The sequence below is a fragment of the Vibrio sp. OPT41 genome, assembly GCF_015163595.1.
Classification (GTDB): Bacteria; Pseudomonadota; Gammaproteobacteria; order Enterobacterales; family Vibrionaceae; genus Vibrio; species Vibrio alginolyticus.
This window is the reverse complement of the sequence record NZ_JADDYH010000082.1, coordinates 1-15,212: the sequence shown is the minus strand read 5'-3', so window position 1 is coordinate 15,212 and position 15,212 is coordinate 1. Positions and strand designations below refer to the sequence as shown.

Sequence of the window (15,212 nt, the reverse complement as noted above, 5' to 3'; positions counted from 1 at the left end):
ATTCCTTATATGGAATCCACGTATTTACAAAGTGATTTAGCTATTAAAGTTAAGATGCGGTCGTATATTCGGCTTCTTATTGAAGGGGCTACCTTCTAGCCTTTGATGTTTTGCGCACCTACTGTCCTCATCGTGCTATCAGCTTTAAAAGCATGAAGGAATGGTCAGGTTTTCAGTAGGTTGGTCTTACCTTTTATGCTTCATCATTTTGTAAAATCTAAGAATCTGTTAGTAATTAATTTGCGAGTAAAACAGGTTTGTATTCAGTCTCATACCGAAGCATTGCCCACGCTGTTCGTACCACCTTGTTAGCTAATGCGATGCAGGCCTTTTTGAAGCCAATACGATCAATGATACTCCTCAACCAAGCATCCTTCTGGGTCTTTGGTTTTTCGGGTAGTCGCCCAACGTAGGACATTGCACCAAGATAGAGAAGGGAGCGTAGCTCTTTCACGCCCCCGCACTTGTCGATCCCAATCATAAAGACCTTGCCACCTGAACTGTGTTGTTTTGGGGTAAGACCAACAAACGCTGAAGCTTGTCTACCATTCTTGAACTGCTTTCCATCACCAAGAGTTGTGTAGAGCATTGCAGCGGTTGTTTCTCCAACACCTTCAATTTCCATTAATCGTTGGCATGGCTCTATCTGACGCGTTAGAGCACTTTTCTCTTTTTCGAATGCGATGAGTTGTGCTTTCAGTTCTTTATATTGATTCCATAACATTGACAGAATGGAAACGACATTGGCTGGTATTGATGTTTCTCCATCAAGAGCTGTTTGAACCGACGCTTTTAAACCTTTTTCACCTCTTGGGTTAGCAACGCCATAACCTAACATCGTTCCTCGAATATGCTGTCCTAAAGAAACTACACTGCGAGATAAGAAACGGCGACTACTCTCTAAAGAATGCATTGACTGTTGCTCTAATGATTTTGGTCGGCTGTATTTGATACCTATTTGAATTGCTGCGTTAGCAATAGCAAGAGCATCATTGTGATCAGTTTTATGGCCTTCCAAGTACCCTTTCACTTTTTTGGGGTTAATGATGCGAACTTGATGCCCATGTTTTTCAGCAAGTTGCCCCCAGTAATGGCAACCGCAGCAGCCTTCCATTGCAACAATAGAAGGCTTTGCCTTAGCAAGAAACTCTTTCATTTTCTGTCGGCTTAAGGGCTTATTGGAAAGCAATTCACCATGAACACTGATATGACAGGCTTGAAGAACATTTTTGGCTAAGTCGATAGCGATAACATTATTCGTCAACATATTGGAATCCTTGTCTTGGTCTCATTCTCCTAAGTCTAATTGGCAAAGGAGGGAGTAGATTCCATACATCATGTTACCACTATCCCTTTCTAAGTTGTAAGAAAGTCATTTTCAATACTTGAACTTATGAAAGGCAAGACCAGAACTCATCGCTTGTCCTTTTTCCTACACTGACAGAACTGTTAGTAACCGAATGAAATATATTGTTTTAGTTGGATTTTGGATATGTATCACTGAAATTGTCCATATGCTGGCTATGGTTGAGATAGTTGGAAAATCAACCATATGCGGATAGACACGAATGATTAATGGTATCAGTAAGATAAAGAGCCTTCGTTCGTTTGGAATCTACGAGAACCATACGAATGTTGGGTGTGATGAGTTTGTGAGGTTTAATCTTATTTATGGATGGAACGGCTCTGGAAAGTCAACGCTTTCAAGATTGTTTAGAAGTATTGAGAATAAGTCTTTGAATAGCTTGTCGTATGAAACTCCGTCTTTTGATATTGAGTACAGTACTGACGGAACGAATGTAAATACTTTGACACAAGCTAATATCGAGACCAATCCACTCAACGTTCGAACGTTTAATAATGACTTTATTCAATAAAACATTGATTGGAGCGGTACGGTTAAGAGCATACTTCTAGTTGATAAACAGAAAATCTCAGAGCGTAAGCAACTTGACCAAAAGAAAAATGAGTTGAAGCAAAAACGAGAGGAGTCGAAGAGTGCCACCAAGACCGCCAGTGATTTAGAAGCCGAAATTAATAAGTTCCTCTCAGATACGGCGAAGAGCATCAAGATAAGCTTGAAAGTGATTGGAACAGATGACCGTAAGTATTTGAACTACAACAAAACGTCACTTGAGAAATTAATCACTTCCGACCCAACGGGGGTTAGTGACACAGACTCAGTACTTTCAGAGGAAGACATTGTTCATCATACGAAATCTGCCTCTCCTGTTGAAAAACCAAAAATTTCTTTGTCGATTTCACCTATACAAACAGACTTTTTTGAAAGTGATTTTAATGCACTGAAAGCATTAATGCAGAAGACCGCTGTAAATGAGGTAATAGATTTTTTAAAAGAAAACCCTGATGTCCAAACGTGGGTGTCTACTGGTATAAGTTTGCACGAAAAGCATGAATCAAATGAGTGTCACTTTTGTGGAAGTACGCTAACTGAGTCTAGGTTGACTTCGTTGAATAATCACTTTAGCGAGGCCTTTAAACTGTTAAAGGAAGAAATTGCGCAAGCTGACAAGTACTGCAAGTCGTTACCAGAAATCGATCTTCCAGCTGTAGATTCTTTTTTCGAAGAGTTTCAAGCTGCTTATAAAAAAGCTATAGCTCCACTCGACGAAATTAGAAGAAAAGTTTCAGACATTGTAAAGGGATGGGAAGATTGCCTCGTCCAGAAAACAAATGACCCTTTTGATGTTTCTATGGTAGTTGTAAATGTCCCTCAGAGTCTTATTGATGAATACAACAATGCTGTTGAAAGTATCAATGCTTGTGTGAAAGAGCATAATGACAAGTCAGGTAATTTCCAAGCTGTGACAGCGACACACAAACAAGCTCTTGAGCTACATTATGCTGCGGAGAAAGTTATTGATTTCGACTATGACATGAAGAAAAAGGCGTTAAAAGCGGAGCAGGATAAAGCTAAGAAAGTAAGTGATGAAATTACAGCTATCAATACAGAGGTAGTAAGGCTTGAGGCTGAGCTGTCAAATGAATCTATTGCGGTAGACCCTTTCAATGATGAGCTTGCTAAGTTCTTGGGGCGTACAGAACTTAAGCTAGAGTTTGATGCTAAAGAGAAAGGGTACAAAATATCTCGTAATGGCACTGGTAAGCTGGCTAATAACTTGAGTGAAGGTGAGAAAACAGCAATAGCATTCGTGTATTTTGTGACAAAACTTAAAGAGCATGATAACGATATCAAAGAAACTATAGTGGTTGTTGATGACCCAGTATCTAGCTTTGATTCAAACCACTTGTTCCATTCGTATTCATTTTTGAAAAAGCACTGCGAGAACGCTAAACAGCTATTTGTAATGACACATAACTTCTCGTACTTCAAGTTAGTCAGAGATTGGGTACTCAAGAAGAATAAATTCCCCAAGGGTAAAGACCCAATAATTAAATCAAGAGCATATACAATTGAAAGTACGTGTGACGGTGTTCGAAAATCTAAAATTGTAAGTGCTGGCGGTACGTTGACGGAGTACAACTCTGAGTATCACTACTTATTCTCAAAGCTGTATTCATTCAAAGACAAAGCGAATTTGAATATTGATGAAGCATACCTGTGCGCAAACTTATCGAGAAAACTACTCGAATCATTCTTGTGCTTCAAGCTCCCTAAGAAGAGAAGTAACTTTAGGCAGTTGGTAGATGATGGTACGCGAGGGTATTCAGATATCAAGTCAGAGGATGTTGAAAAAGTATATCGCTTTATAAACAAGTACTCGCATAACCAAGAGATAGAACTGGAAGATAATGCAGATAACTTGTTAGGTGAATCACCCGCTATTTTGAACACAATCCTAGACATGGTTAAGACAATAGATGAGCACCATTACAATGAAATGGAAGCGGTAGTAACAGCTTAAGGTTGGTTGATTGCGTTGTTCACGTCTTGATGCAACGTTATACCCTCCAGTGAATTACGAGGAATTATGGCAAGAATTTGGTTTTCTCCTGGTGACCTTGCCGATCATCTCCATGAGATAATAGGTTACAAAGCAGGTTTAGCTAGTTCAATTGAACAGATGTGCGATTTACTGTCAGGTACTGGATATGCTGATGATATATTGAGATCTGAAGGTAATGGGCTTGCTATTCGCTCTGAAGATTACGAGGATTTATATTACCAACTTTTATATAAGGTTGGTGTTACTGATACCCCAAGACAAGGATTGTTTACACAATCACAGTTCTTCATAAGAGCAATGAAAGAAAAAGGTTTAGATTACATTACTGATCTTCAAAATATTTACAGTAAACATTATAGACTGGGTGTAGAACTAGCAGTAAAAAACGGTCAAAGCTCTGTTGATCCTATGCCAATGCTAGCTGAAGCAATGGAAAGGTACGGAAAAACTGGAGCGAGTGACCTTATTGAATTGATGAAAATGTACGACGCTCATTTTCAGAATAGCCCTCATACTGCAGGGAGGTGGGAAGAATGGAAAGATATAGTCGATCTAAATGATTTATTCGAGAAACATCAACCTGTAGTTTCACATGGCACTTTCTTAGATCAACGCTTCATCAATTACCTGTCGAATAACTTGGCTAAATTGGGTGAAATCCACTGGCGAAAATTCGAAGAATTAATTAGTGAGTGTTTTAGTCAATCAGGATATAAAGTTGAACTTGGACCTGGTACCAATGATGACGGTGTTGATGTTCGTGTTTGGAATGATTCTGCTCAAATACACCCTGAATTTATCATTCAATGCAAACGGTATAAGTCGAAGATCGATAAAGTAACAATAAAAGGCTTATATGCAGACGTTTTAGAAGCGAAAGCAACAACGGGCTTACTAGTTACCACATCAGAATTTAGTCCAGGGGCTAGGACTACTATTTCAGCTCGAAGCTACCCAATTAAGGAAGTTAATGGGGAAAAGGTTTCTGAATGGATAAAAGCGCTGAGAACTCCAGGTTCAGGAGTTATCAGGATATAACATACAACTATAGCTTCAACATACTTTTTCTAATCTGACAGAAACGGATTGGAGTTATACATCTAACTCGTTTCTGTCCAACGGCTTGCTGACGGGGTAGATCATCGTAACGCAGAACTGCCCCATTATTTGGTAGACCTTTCACTCGTTCACATCCTTTTCATGGGCTTTTCCCCTACAAAAACTTATCCATTCTTCTAGTGGTGTTCGTTCGTAAACCCCAGTGTTGTATTACGGGGGTAAATTCCAAGAATAGGCGAAATTTGTCTAGGAGATCGGTGGCGGTCCAACTCACTTAACTCGGTGTCCAAAACTGACGGTGCGGATCACTTTTCCTCCCCCCTCTCTCCAAACTTTGGAGTAAATACCTCTTTTCAAAACTCTCTACGGTAAGTGGTTTGGAGTATTTAAATCCTTGAACTCTTGACACATTCATAGAGTTACAAGCTCTGTGTTGCTCAGGAGTTTCTATTCCCTCAGCAATAATCTCATAGTTAAGTGAGCGTGCAAGTGCACAGATGGCTTCAAACAACTGCCGAGAAGTGTGAACTTCGATATCCTTTAAAAAGCTGCGATCAATTTTGATAATATCGATTGGAAAGTATTTGAGATGAGATAAGGATGAATAGCCAGTACCAAAGTCATCAATGGCGATTTGAATACCTAACCGACTGAGCTCGTTTAACGTTTTCGAAGCGTTGCCTTTCGGGAGTAAACAGTTTTCAGTAATTTCAAACTCAATGTGAGAAGCACAGACTCCATACAAATGCAAAAATGCAGCAACCCTTTCGACCAGTTGAGGAGCGGATAGTTGTTTCGGAGAAAGATTCACTGCTAACGTAAAAGACTCAGGAAAGAAGCATGCTGTTCGCCATATCGACATTTGCCTAATCGCCGTTTCAATCACCCATTCACCAATATTCTCAATGAGCCCAGACTCTTCTGCAATTGGAATAAATACGTCTGGTGGGACGAAGCCTAGATCTGGATGATACCAACGAATCAACGCTTCGGCGCCAACAAGTCGCATTGATTTGTCAAATTGAGGTTGATAATGTAATTCGAATTCCTCTTTTTGTATGGCTTGCTTAAGGTTACTTTCAATGCGTAAACGTTGATCAACCGTATCATGAAAGGCTTTAGAATAGTACTGTGCCTGTTTTCGACCTTTCTCTTTTGCCCTGTATAGCGCGATATCTGAACACTTTCTCAACTCTAATGAGTTTGATGCACACTCAGGATAACTGGCTACCCCGATACTAATAGAAACCTCAATACATTGCTGGTCAATGTTGAAATTACTTTCAAACGCAGAGAGTATACGTCGTACAATTAAGTCAACCTGCTCTTCAGACGCTAAGTTAGTTGCAATCACTGCAAACTCGTCACCTCCTATACGAAATAGAGAATCACTATCTCGAGTGTTGTATTGAAGTCTTTGTGCTACTTCCTGTAAAACATGATCTCCCGTGACATGTCCATATTGGTCATTGATGTCTTTAAAACGATCCACATCGATGAGCAAGAGCGCTAAAGGTGTTTGACTGCGTGAAGCCATGAGTAAAAATTTCTTTAAGCGCTCATCAAAAAAGTGTCGATTAAATACCCCTGTTAACGTGTCAGTCTCAGCCAGTTGTTTTAGCTGAGTGTGAGTCTCGAGTACCTTTTGCTCTAAAAAGTAGCGCTCTGTTGCGATGATAATCGCTCTTCTCAAGCGGATCGAAGAAATTTCATTTTTCATCACGAAGTCTTGAGCACCCATCTCAATACATTTCAAAGCCAACTCTTCGTCATTACTATGGCTGAGCATGACAATAGACGTGGAAAAATCCGAATTTGATTTGAGTGCAATGAGCACTTCCATCCCCGTTGATGGTGGCAGTTGATAGTCCAGTAAAATCACATCAAAAGATTGTTTAAGGGCTTTGTCTAACCCTTCATGAGCAGTTTGCGCTTCTTCTATTATCGAGATAGGCAAATCTGTACTACGCAATGTTTTCTTAATTGCAAGTCTATCGATGGTATCGTCATCAATAATTAATACTTTCATATGCTGCCGCCATGAGTCATTGAACTGGTAATTCTACGATGCGCCAGTAGTTATCTAAAAAAGCAAGAACTTCATTAAAGTCCTGGCTCACCGAAGATTTGACCATGTAACCTGCGATATTTTTTTCATACGCTGCCGTAATTTCTTCATCTCTTCTCGAGGTGGTTAGCACAAAAATCACTAGAGAGCAGAGCTCATCATCTCTTCTCACTTCACCAAGAAATTCAAGTCCATTCATTCGAGGCATGTTTAAATCGAGAAGCACAATACAAGGGGGAGGTATTTCCCCATTTCGCAAGCATTCTAAGGCTTCTATTCCATCTCTAGCTCGGTAAATAGGGTTAAGTAACTTCAAAGTGTTGAGTGCTCGCTCGATGCCCATTGCATCAATATCATCATCTTCAACTAAGAGAATATTAACAGGTTTACATTCAGGGGATGTCATGAGGCTTCCTTAACGAGTACGGGGTTATTTTTGGGCCATGAGAAACGGAAAGCACATCCTCCGAGTGGGCTAGAGTCAATAGAATAATGGCATGAGTATAAATCCAGAACTTTCTTAATAATAGAAAGACCTAAACCACTTCCCTCAACAGTGTCTCTCGGTTGTAAGGTATGAAACAATTCAAACACTCTCTCCCTGAATTGTTCTGGGATCCCTGGTCCATCATCTTCAACCACAAACTGATACATGTCTCCGATATCCTCTCCTGAGACATAAATGGTTCCTATTTCCTTGTGGTGATGTTTGACGGCGTTGCTGATTAAATTACGAAGTATTAATTCAAGAGGTGTAGTTAATGTCTCAAACTCTCCGATATGGTTGTGGCAAACCAAAGAGATCTTACGTTGGGGAGAAATCAGTTCTAATGTCTCTTCACAATATTGCTCGAGATTAAATCTCCCTAGCTGGCCAGGCTTACGCCCCACACGAGAGTAAGCGAGTAAATCATCCAACAGTTTTTCCAACCTCTGCACGCGGTTGCTCAGCAAAGACGCATATTGTTCTGTTTGAGGGGTTAAAAACTCCGATAATTCCTCGATTAACCAAGTCACTAGCTGGGAAATACCGCGTAAAGGGGCTTTCAGATCATGAGAGGCGACATAGGCGAACTGATCAAGTTCTCTATTTGCCTCTTGCAATGCTTGATTTCTGACTTGAAGGTCTTTTGTGACCGTTTCTAACTTGTCTGTGCGCAATTGCAAATCTTTGGTCAAATGCTTTGCATACTCATCGACTCGCTCTTTTTCACGAACCAACATGAGAAATAAGATAAATAACAAGACATCCACGATAATACCGAAGATAAGAATAAGCAGAGGTTGAGTGGTATTTTGCTGCGCTTCAAACAACGGCGAACTTTGAATAACGAAGGTCCAAACTCTACCGTATATATTCAACTCTAGAGTTTGTGTAAAGTGCGGATCTGAATGATGGCGAATGTTTGATACATTAAGATCACTGTACAGTAATTCTTGATTATCATAGAGACTGAAATTCACGAGTCGTTTCTCTCCAGAGAGAGTCCCGTTCATCAATTTATTTACAATAAATGGGGCGTATACTAAACCTAAGAAACCATCTTTTGTATCTCCGTAGTACTCAGGAACTTCATCAGAAAACCAGGGGGCATAAAACAGAAAACCCGGCGCCTTTTCCGAGTCTTGAACTAAGGTAATTGGAGCAGTGATGGTGGCTGTATTTGTTAATCTGGCGTTTTTGGCTGCGGTGTATCGGTTGTTTTCATGCGCCATGTCTAGTCCCACGGCCTTTAGGTTATTTTGCATTGGTTCAATGTAGGTAATAGGCCAATATTCGGAAGCAGTTCGAGCAGGATGCGGCATATATTCAGACAGTTGCTTTCTTTGCCATTCTAAATACCGCTTTATTTTGTTATCAGGAACGTAGTGAATAACACCAATACCGTTGATGCCAGGAAAGTGTCGAGGGACATCAAACTGGTCAGCAAAAATTTTCCAGTCTGCTCTTGAGGCAGGAGCTTGATACATATGTAAGGCTGACACTCCTGCGAGCAGTGCCTCCTCATATTTCGACATCCGTTCTTGTACGAGTTCGACCAACTGATGGGCTTGAAACTCAAATTGAGTTTTTGCTTTTTGTTCCACCTGACTCGAGGTTACCGCCCAAGCGGTAAGAGTGAGCACGGCTGACAAAAAAAGTACAAGCCAATGATACCAATGGAGTGCACTTGCCCGTTGAGTCAATAAAGTTATCGTCAAAATTTAACTGACCTTTATAATTGTTATATGTAAATCAACATAATTGATTATTAAATTATATGCAAATATGTTCTTTTTTATGTTTTCTTGTTTGGTTTTATGGGTGGTTTCGTTTCTTCAATAGGTTGCGCGAAAACAAGTCGCCATGGTCTGAGCTGTCTTATCATTAGTGACCACGGTTTCATTATTAAAAAATAAGTGACTAGCGGGCTTGCAACCGTAACTCTCTGAGCTTTAGGCGGGCTTTGTTGCTTAAATCGATGGAACTAAATCAAGAAGCTACGATCTGATCGGCTACACCCATTAATCGTCGTAGCCTCATGCCTAAACCTCGTTACAAAACAACTAACTGGACGCAGTACAACAAAGCCTTAATAAACCGTGGTTCTCTGACCTTTTGGATTGATGAGGAAGCGATAGCCGAGTGGAAGCAAAACAAACAAGGCAAGCGCGGCAGACCTCGCCAATTCAGCGACTTAGCCATTACTACTGCACTGATGGTGAAACGCATATTCTCTATGCCGTTGAGAGCACTGCAAGGATTTCTAGACTCGGTATTTAAGCTGGCTAACATCCCGCTAGTTTGTCCGCACTACACCTGTATAAGCCGTCGAGCTAAGGAAGTTGAGGTTTCATTTAAAACTAAAACCATAGGTGCGATACAACACCTAGCCATTGGTGCCACTGGCCTCAAGGTTTATGGCGAAGGTGAATGGAAGGTCAAGAAGCATGGTACTGACGGGAAGCGTAGGGTTTGGCGTAAGCTGCATATCGCAGTAGATACTAGCACCCACGAAATAGTCGCAGCAGAGCTGAGCTTATCTAACGTAACCGATGCCGAAGTACTTCCCAACTTGCTTAAGCAGACACGTCGTAAAATCATTGAGATATCAGGCGATGGTGCTTATGACACAAGGAATTGCCATGATGCCATACGGATCAAGCGAGCTGTTCCACTCATTCCGCCACGAGAAGGGGCAGCCTTCTGGGAACGAGGACATCCTCGCAACTTAGCAGTAGGTTGCCAGAAGCTCTACGGCTCCAACAAGAAGTGGAAAAAGCGGTATGGTTATCATAAGCGCTCGCTCTCAGAGACAGCAATGTATCGGGTAAAACAGTTGGTAGGTGGGAAACTAAGCCTAAGGAATTACAACGCTCAGGTTGGCGAGACTTACGCTATGCTCAAAGCGTTGAACAAGCTTACAGGGCTTGGTATGCCTGAAACTCAGTATGTTGTATAGGAATTGCTCAATTCGGGCGGTTTGGTTTCCTGTCCGAATTACGCAACAAAGCCGATTGGGACATACAGTCGTGGTGATATTCGCTATAACAAACTGTTTAAGAGTGATTCGCAACGCGTGGCACTTTTACTATGCGTTGGTTTTAGTGTTTAGGGTGGTATGCGGCGGCTTTGATATTGCGTTGCTCACACCTTAACAGGGCATTAAATTCACTAACTATAGTATTTTAAAATGCTGTTTTATATAATCTGTTCAGAATTAAATATGAGTAAGGTTTTATATGGAAAACACAAGTACTAAGCAAGTAATTACCGCGCCAGTGGCATCAATCATTGTTACTTTGACAATATGTTTGACCGTGCTGTTTGCATTGGGATCTTTCAAGGCATCAAATTTAGATTATGCGACAGTTAACTTTGATGGTGGTTATAAAAAAATTGGAGTCATCAGTGAGCAACGTAGCTTTTCAGATGTTGAGGTCAAGTTTAATGACAAAGTGTTATGGTCAGGCTCATTAGATTACGTTGCTGGGGAAATTGCCAATAGCATAGCATCTGAAAAAGATCCTCAGAATATCACATGGAAAGAAGGCGTTACCTTAAGCGGGACAGCTGGTGTTTCATGGGATGGAAGTGAAAGTTCGTTTAAGCTAACGACGGAAACAATCGATTTAGTATCAACTAAGGAAGTTCCATTGTTAGTTCAAGACGTTATTACACAACTACGCACGTTGGACAGAAAGGTAAAAGACGAGAACGATATTAGTGCAAAGCAAGCATTAACTTTTTCAGAAGCTCCTAGTGCTTCATTTACTTTGACGAAGTTTCTTGCAGCATTAAGAAATATGTAAGCCGTTAATTTAACAAAGCATTTAAGAGTGATTCCCAACGCTTGGCATTTTTAATGCTAATCGTTGGGTTTTGTGTTTATGGTGGTATGGTTAGGGTCAGTGGTAGCGTTGCTCACACCTTAATGCGGCGTTATAGCTCAGGTCAGGTTTACTGCTCCAAAAATTATAGCTACGTTAATCACGTATAGTTTTGCTATCTATACGTTACTTGCGTATACTTTGCGTATGAAAAGTGTATTTGTCGAATCAACCATATTTGAAAAGTACCGTAATGAATATCTCAGCGATGATGAGCTTAGGCTTTTTCAAGCTGAGTTAATGTCTAACCCGAAGCAGGGTGACGTGATTCAAGGTACAGGTGGTTTGCGAAAGATTCGAGTTGCAAGTAAAGGTAAGGGCAAGCGTGGTGGCTCTCGCGTTATCTATTACTTCCTCGATGAAAAGCGTCGTTTCTACTTGCTGACGATTTACGGCAAGAATGAAATGTCTGACTTAACCGCAGACCAAAAGAAACAACTAAAGGCTTTTATGGAGGCGTGGCGTAATGAGCAATCGTGATCTATTTGCGGAGTTAAGTTCAGCACTTGTTGAGGCTAAAGAGCATTCAGAGGGCAAGCTTACCCTTAAAACTCATCAAGTTAACGACATCAGTGAGTTAAATATCTCACCTGATGAAATCGTGAGTATTCGAGAGCAGTTTAATATGTCTCGTGGTGTTTTTGCTCGTTTGTTGCACACATCATCTCGTACGTTAGAAAACTGGGAACAAGGGCGTAGCGCACCAAATGGACAAGCAGTAACCCTTCTAAAGTTGGTTCAGCGTCACCCAGAAACCCTGTCGCACATCGCTGAGCTATAACAAACTGTTTAAGAGTGATTCGCAACGCGTGGCATTTTTGCTATGCGTTGCTTTTAGTGTTTAAGGTGGTATGCGGTGGCTAAGGTATTGCGTTGCTCACACCTTAACAGGGCGTTATGTGCTTAGAGGGAAAATGGCATTGATTAGAGAAATGGATATCTCGGATTACTCTCAAGTTATTGAGCTTTGGTCTGAAACAGAAGCTATGTTGCTGCGTGATGCAGACTCTAGAGAAAACATAGGTAAATACTTAGAACGTAACCCCAATCTCAGCTTTGTCGCTGTAGATGGTGGCACTATTGTAGGTGCAATTTTAGTGGGTACAGATGGTCGTCGAGGCTACGTACAACATTTGGCAGTAAACGCGAATTGTCGAGGCAAAGGCATTGGTGCCAAACTCATATCCTCAGCGGTTGATGCATTATCGAACATTGGTATAGCTAAAACTCACTTATTTGTTGCCAATGAAAACCTGAATGCTCAATATTTCTATGAAAAACTAGGTTGGTTTCCACGTGATGAAGTACGTATGTTTTCTTTTAACTCGTCTTGCAGTGGTAATGTTTAGTACGCACATAACAAAGCATTTAAGAGTGATTCCCAACGCTTGGCATTTTTAGTTCTAGGTTGAGTTTTGTGATTATGGCACAATGGCTTAGGTCTTGTGGTCGCGTTGTTCACACCTTAACGCGGCGTTATATTATTTATGGTTGAAATTTAAACATGCTGAAACTAGATGTTGTGGCAAACAAAGCAAAACGACTGTATGAAGAGTTTAAAGATAGGGTTCAACCATCAAAAAACACTTCTGAATCGATAAAGTTTAATGCCCTAAAACATACATTGTCCTCAAAGGTTACCATTTTAGTTATGCTATCAATGGTAGTGGCTGTCATTTTCGCGGGAACAGGACCGCTGTCCAGTATTTATCTCTCAATTGTTGCTGCTGGTGTTTTTTACGTAATCTTTAACGTATATCCCGAGCAGTTGGTAAAACAGCGAGCTGCTAGGCAATGCTTTGAACTACTGACAAAGCTTCACAGCAACAGAAAATGGCTGCTATCAGAGGTAATGAAGTCTGAAGATTTCAGTATGTTTGACTCTCCAGATTTACTCTCTAAGGAGCGATGTGAAACAGTTCAGAGATATATCAATGAGCTCAGAGGTGCTGAGCATCTAAACCTACCAAATGGTTTCTCTCTCTATAGGGAGCAGTTCTCTATTTCAAATATTCAGTTGGTTTCAACATTTAGTACGGTTGCTGACTTTTATATTCGAAATCGTTTTCAAGGTGATAAAAAGCTAGGGTTGGTTTTAAACCACATTAGTCTGGTTGATCAAGGCTTGGTTAATAAGTTGCTTCAGGTCAATGGTATTCAAGAGTTCCATGTGTTTTATGAGTCACTTCTACATCTTGAGCGTGTGCTTGAGGAAAGGATTGAAGCATTAGATTTTTTTGGTAGACCGACGCCATATATCTGTTATTCGTTATTTCAAGCTCCAGATAAAGCTTTGTTTTATGCAGCAACTGAGCTTAACAACTATATAAATGTTTCAAGGTTTGCCAACAACTACAAAGATAGTGGCGTTGCTAATTGGTGTTCAGATCTTACACAAATCATGGTGCCTGATGATATTCCATCACGCGATGCAACAGAAGATGAAATAGCGGAATCAGAAAAGTTTGTGCATATTAAATAATATAACAAACTGTTTAAGAGTGATTCGCAACGCGTGGCATTTTTGCTGTGCGTTGCGTTTAGTGTTTAAGGTGGTATGCGGGAGCTTCGGTATTGCGTTGCTCACACCTTAACAGGGCGTTATATTATTTGGGGCATTGGAGCAAAAAATGCAGTTGGATGAGATTGATTGGATATTTGTTGTAGCGGTGATTCTTGGTGCTGTTGGATCTGTAATTGGTCAAATAGAAAGCATTATTGGTTCTGAAGCTCTTGCTTATTTTGTGCTCGCTTTAAAAGTTCTTTCGGCTGTATTGAGCATTGCATTTGCCATATTTAAGTTTCTTAGGCTTAGACCTTATGAGGTTGTATTAAGTGATAAGGACTTTTCGCTCGACGGTGACGACTATATACACAAAATTGCAAAGTCATCTCATAAGAAAGGATCTCATCCGTCGGTACACACAAGCCTTTTACTTTTAGATGGCTCCGTCCAAAGTATCGACATTTACGATGAAGTTGATGGGGATGGAAATGTTGTGATTGCACATGCTGGTACATCATTTGATGACAAAGATAGAAAATTAAGAGTTATCATCAAGGCATAATAATATAACAAGAGACTATGGCGTCAATAGTTAATTTTTGAGGCTATCTGTATCCCACATAACACCATCTCTTAGCATTGAATTTAAGATAACAACCATCTTTCTCATGCAGGCAACAATGGCAACTTTTTTCGGTTTTCCTGCCGTAAGTAGTCGTTCATAAGTTGCTCTGAAAACAGGGTTGCATTGGATAGCCGACATCATCGCCATGTACATAACGGTCCTAACTTGAGTCCGCCCTCCTTGTATCAGCCGCTTACCTTTAAAGCGGCCACTTTCTCTTGTTATCGGTGCGACACCAATGAGAGAAGAAGCTTGTTTGTTAGTGATAAAGCCCAACTCGGGTACATTACTAATTAGGGATGCCGCAAGGACTTTACCAACACCAGGCATGCTTTGGAGAATAGTACTTTTGGCTTGATACTCAGGACAACTCTCAATCAGTTTCGCTATCTTTGCTTCTACTTTTTCCATCTGATTTTTCAGGGCGGTAAGGATAGGGGTAATCGTAGACGAGATATTCTTAGGTAATATTTGTAGTCGGTTTCTTTCCATGGTTTGCATGGTGAGTAGTTGGTTACGCCTTGTGACTAAGTCACTCATAAGACGTATGTTTTCACTTTTTAGTTTGGTCAGTTCTGGCTGAACACGTTCGGCATAATGTGCGATGAGAGCGGCATCTAAACGGTCGTTCTTAGCTCGTTGACCAATGGCACC

At 40.7% G+C, this 15,212-nt stretch carries 13 protein-coding genes and 1 pseudogene; 9 read left to right on the top strand and 5 right to left on the bottom strand.

What is annotated here, in order from left to right; genetic code table 11:
- Window positions 1-235 precede the first annotated feature (235 nt).
- Window positions 236-1,267: an IS110 family transposase gene (locus IQP38_RS25265; protein WP_053315668.1), complete on the bottom strand. Its 1,032-nt coding sequence runs from the start codon at window positions 1,265-1,267 to the stop codon at window positions 236-238.
- A gap of 301 nt (window positions 1,268-1,568) precedes the next feature.
- Between IQP38_RS25265 and IQP38_RS25260 the strand changes: the two are divergent.
- A pseudogene (locus IQP38_RS25260) lies at window positions 1,569-3,887 on the top strand (AAA family ATPase).
- A 66-nt stretch (window positions 3,888-3,953) separates the two neighbouring features.
- Entirely contained in the window at window positions 3,954-4,967 is a 1,014-nt protein-coding gene (locus IQP38_RS25255; protein ID WP_025501041.1) for a restriction endonuclease, read from the top strand.
- 295 nt (window positions 4,968-5,262) lie between these two features.
- Here the strand turns inward: IQP38_RS25255 and IQP38_RS25250 are convergent, their stop codons facing one another.
- The 3 genes from IQP38_RS25250 to IQP38_RS25240 are packed head-to-tail and all read right to left on the bottom strand — an operon-like array spanning window position 5,263 to window position 9,144.
- Window positions 5,263-7,017, bottom strand: a complete 1,755-nt coding sequence (locus IQP38_RS25250; RefSeq protein WP_074190735.1) for a GGDEF domain-containing response regulator — start codon at window positions 7,015-7,017, stop codon at window positions 5,263-5,265.
- A 16-nt stretch (window positions 7,018-7,033) separates the two neighbouring features.
- Window positions 7,034-7,462 (bottom strand): response regulator, encoded by a 429-nt coding sequence (locus IQP38_RS25245; RefSeq protein ID WP_025590354.1) that lies wholly within the window; start codon window positions 7,460-7,462, stop codon window positions 7,034-7,036.
- Complete coding sequence (locus tag IQP38_RS25240; protein WP_242657426.1) at window positions 7,459-9,144, bottom strand: CHASE domain-containing protein; 1,686 nt, start codon at window positions 9,142-9,144, stop codon at window positions 7,459-7,461. The genes IQP38_RS25245 and IQP38_RS25240 overlap by 4 nt, the downstream gene beginning before the upstream one ends.
- A gap of 434 nt (window positions 9,145-9,578) precedes the next feature.
- On the opposite strand from IQP38_RS25240, the gene IQP38_RS25235 reads away from it, so the two are divergent.
- The 7 genes from IQP38_RS25235 (at window position 9,579) to IQP38_RS25190 (ending at window position 14,495) form a co-directional block, all read left to right on the top strand.
- Complete coding sequence (locus IQP38_RS25235) at window positions 9,579-10,499, top strand: IS5 family transposase (RefSeq protein WP_193838136.1); 921 nt, start codon at window positions 9,579-9,581, stop codon at window positions 10,497-10,499.
- 280 nt (window positions 10,500-10,779) lie between these two features.
- Window positions 10,780-11,349, top strand: coding sequence for a hypothetical protein (locus IQP38_RS25225; RefSeq protein ID WP_074190730.1), 570 nt, complete (start codon window positions 10,780-10,782; stop codon window positions 11,347-11,349).
- 225 nt (window positions 11,350-11,574) lie between these two features.
- Window positions 11,575-11,907: a type II toxin-antitoxin system RelE/ParE family toxin gene (locus tag IQP38_RS25220; RefSeq protein WP_193838135.1), complete on the top strand. Its 333-nt coding sequence runs from the start codon at window positions 11,575-11,577 to the stop codon at window positions 11,905-11,907.
- Window positions 11,894-12,208: a helix-turn-helix domain-containing protein gene (locus tag IQP38_RS25215; RefSeq protein WP_017049537.1), complete on the top strand. Its 315-nt coding sequence runs from the start codon at window positions 11,894-11,896 to the stop codon at window positions 12,206-12,208. The genes IQP38_RS25220 and IQP38_RS25215 overlap by 14 nt, the downstream gene beginning before the upstream one ends.
- Window positions 12,209-12,341: 133 nt before the next feature.
- A complete protein-coding gene (locus IQP38_RS25205; RefSeq protein WP_181859674.1) occupies window positions 12,342-12,776 on the top strand; it encodes a GNAT family N-acetyltransferase in 435 nt (144 codons plus the stop codon).
- A gap of 155 nt (window positions 12,777-12,931) precedes the next feature.
- Window positions 12,932-13,909 (top strand): hypothetical protein, encoded by a 978-nt coding sequence (locus IQP38_RS25200; protein ID WP_193838134.1) that lies wholly within the window; start codon window positions 12,932-12,934, stop codon window positions 13,907-13,909.
- 148 nt (window positions 13,910-14,057) lie between these two features.
- Window positions 14,058-14,495, top strand: a complete 438-nt coding sequence (locus tag IQP38_RS25190; protein WP_193838133.1) for a hypothetical protein — start codon at window positions 14,058-14,060, stop codon at window positions 14,493-14,495.
- A 30-nt stretch (window positions 14,496-14,525) separates the two neighbouring features.
- Here the strand turns inward: IQP38_RS25190 and IQP38_RS25185 are convergent.
- On the bottom strand, window positions 14,526-15,212 hold a 687-nt coding region (locus tag IQP38_RS25185), incomplete at its 5' end, for an IS110 family transposase (protein ID WP_193838132.1).

Bases quoted from the DNA above. Each gene is read 5' to 3' on its own strand.
- IQP38_RS25250 (WP_074190735.1), bottom strand. From the start codon at position 7,017: ATGAAAGTATTAATTATTGATGACGATACCATCGATAGACTTGCAATT.
- IQP38_RS25265 (WP_053315668.1), bottom strand. From the start codon at position 1,267: ATGTTGACGAATAATGTTATCGCTATCGACTTAGCCAAAAATGTTCTT.
- IQP38_RS25225 (WP_074190730.1), top strand. From the start codon at position 10,780: ATGGAAAACACAAGTACTAAGCAAGTAATTACCGCGCCAGTGGCATCA.
- IQP38_RS25255 (WP_025501041.1), top strand. From the start codon at position 3,954: ATGGCAAGAATTTGGTTTTCTCCTGGTGACCTTGCCGATCATCTCCAT.
- IQP38_RS25245 (WP_025590354.1), bottom strand. From the start codon at position 7,462: ATGACATCCCCTGAATGTAAACCTGTTAATATTCTCTTAGTTGAAGAT.
- IQP38_RS25220 (WP_193838135.1), top strand. From the start codon at position 11,575: ATGAAAAGTGTATTTGTCGAATCAACCATATTTGAAAAGTACCGTAAT.
- IQP38_RS25205 (WP_181859674.1), top strand. From the start codon at position 12,342: ATGGCATTGATTAGAGAAATGGATATCTCGGATTACTCTCAAGTTATT.
- IQP38_RS25215 (WP_017049537.1), top strand. From the start codon at position 11,894: ATGAGCAATCGTGATCTATTTGCGGAGTTAAGTTCAGCACTTGTTGAG.
- IQP38_RS25200 (WP_193838134.1), top strand. From the start codon at position 12,932: ATGCTGAAACTAGATGTTGTGGCAAACAAAGCAAAACGACTGTATGAA.
- IQP38_RS25235 (WP_193838136.1), top strand. From the start codon at position 9,579: ATGCCTAAACCTCGTTACAAAACAACTAACTGGACGCAGTACAACAAA.
- IQP38_RS25190 (WP_193838133.1), top strand. From the start codon at position 14,058: ATGCAGTTGGATGAGATTGATTGGATATTTGTTGTAGCGGTGATTCTT.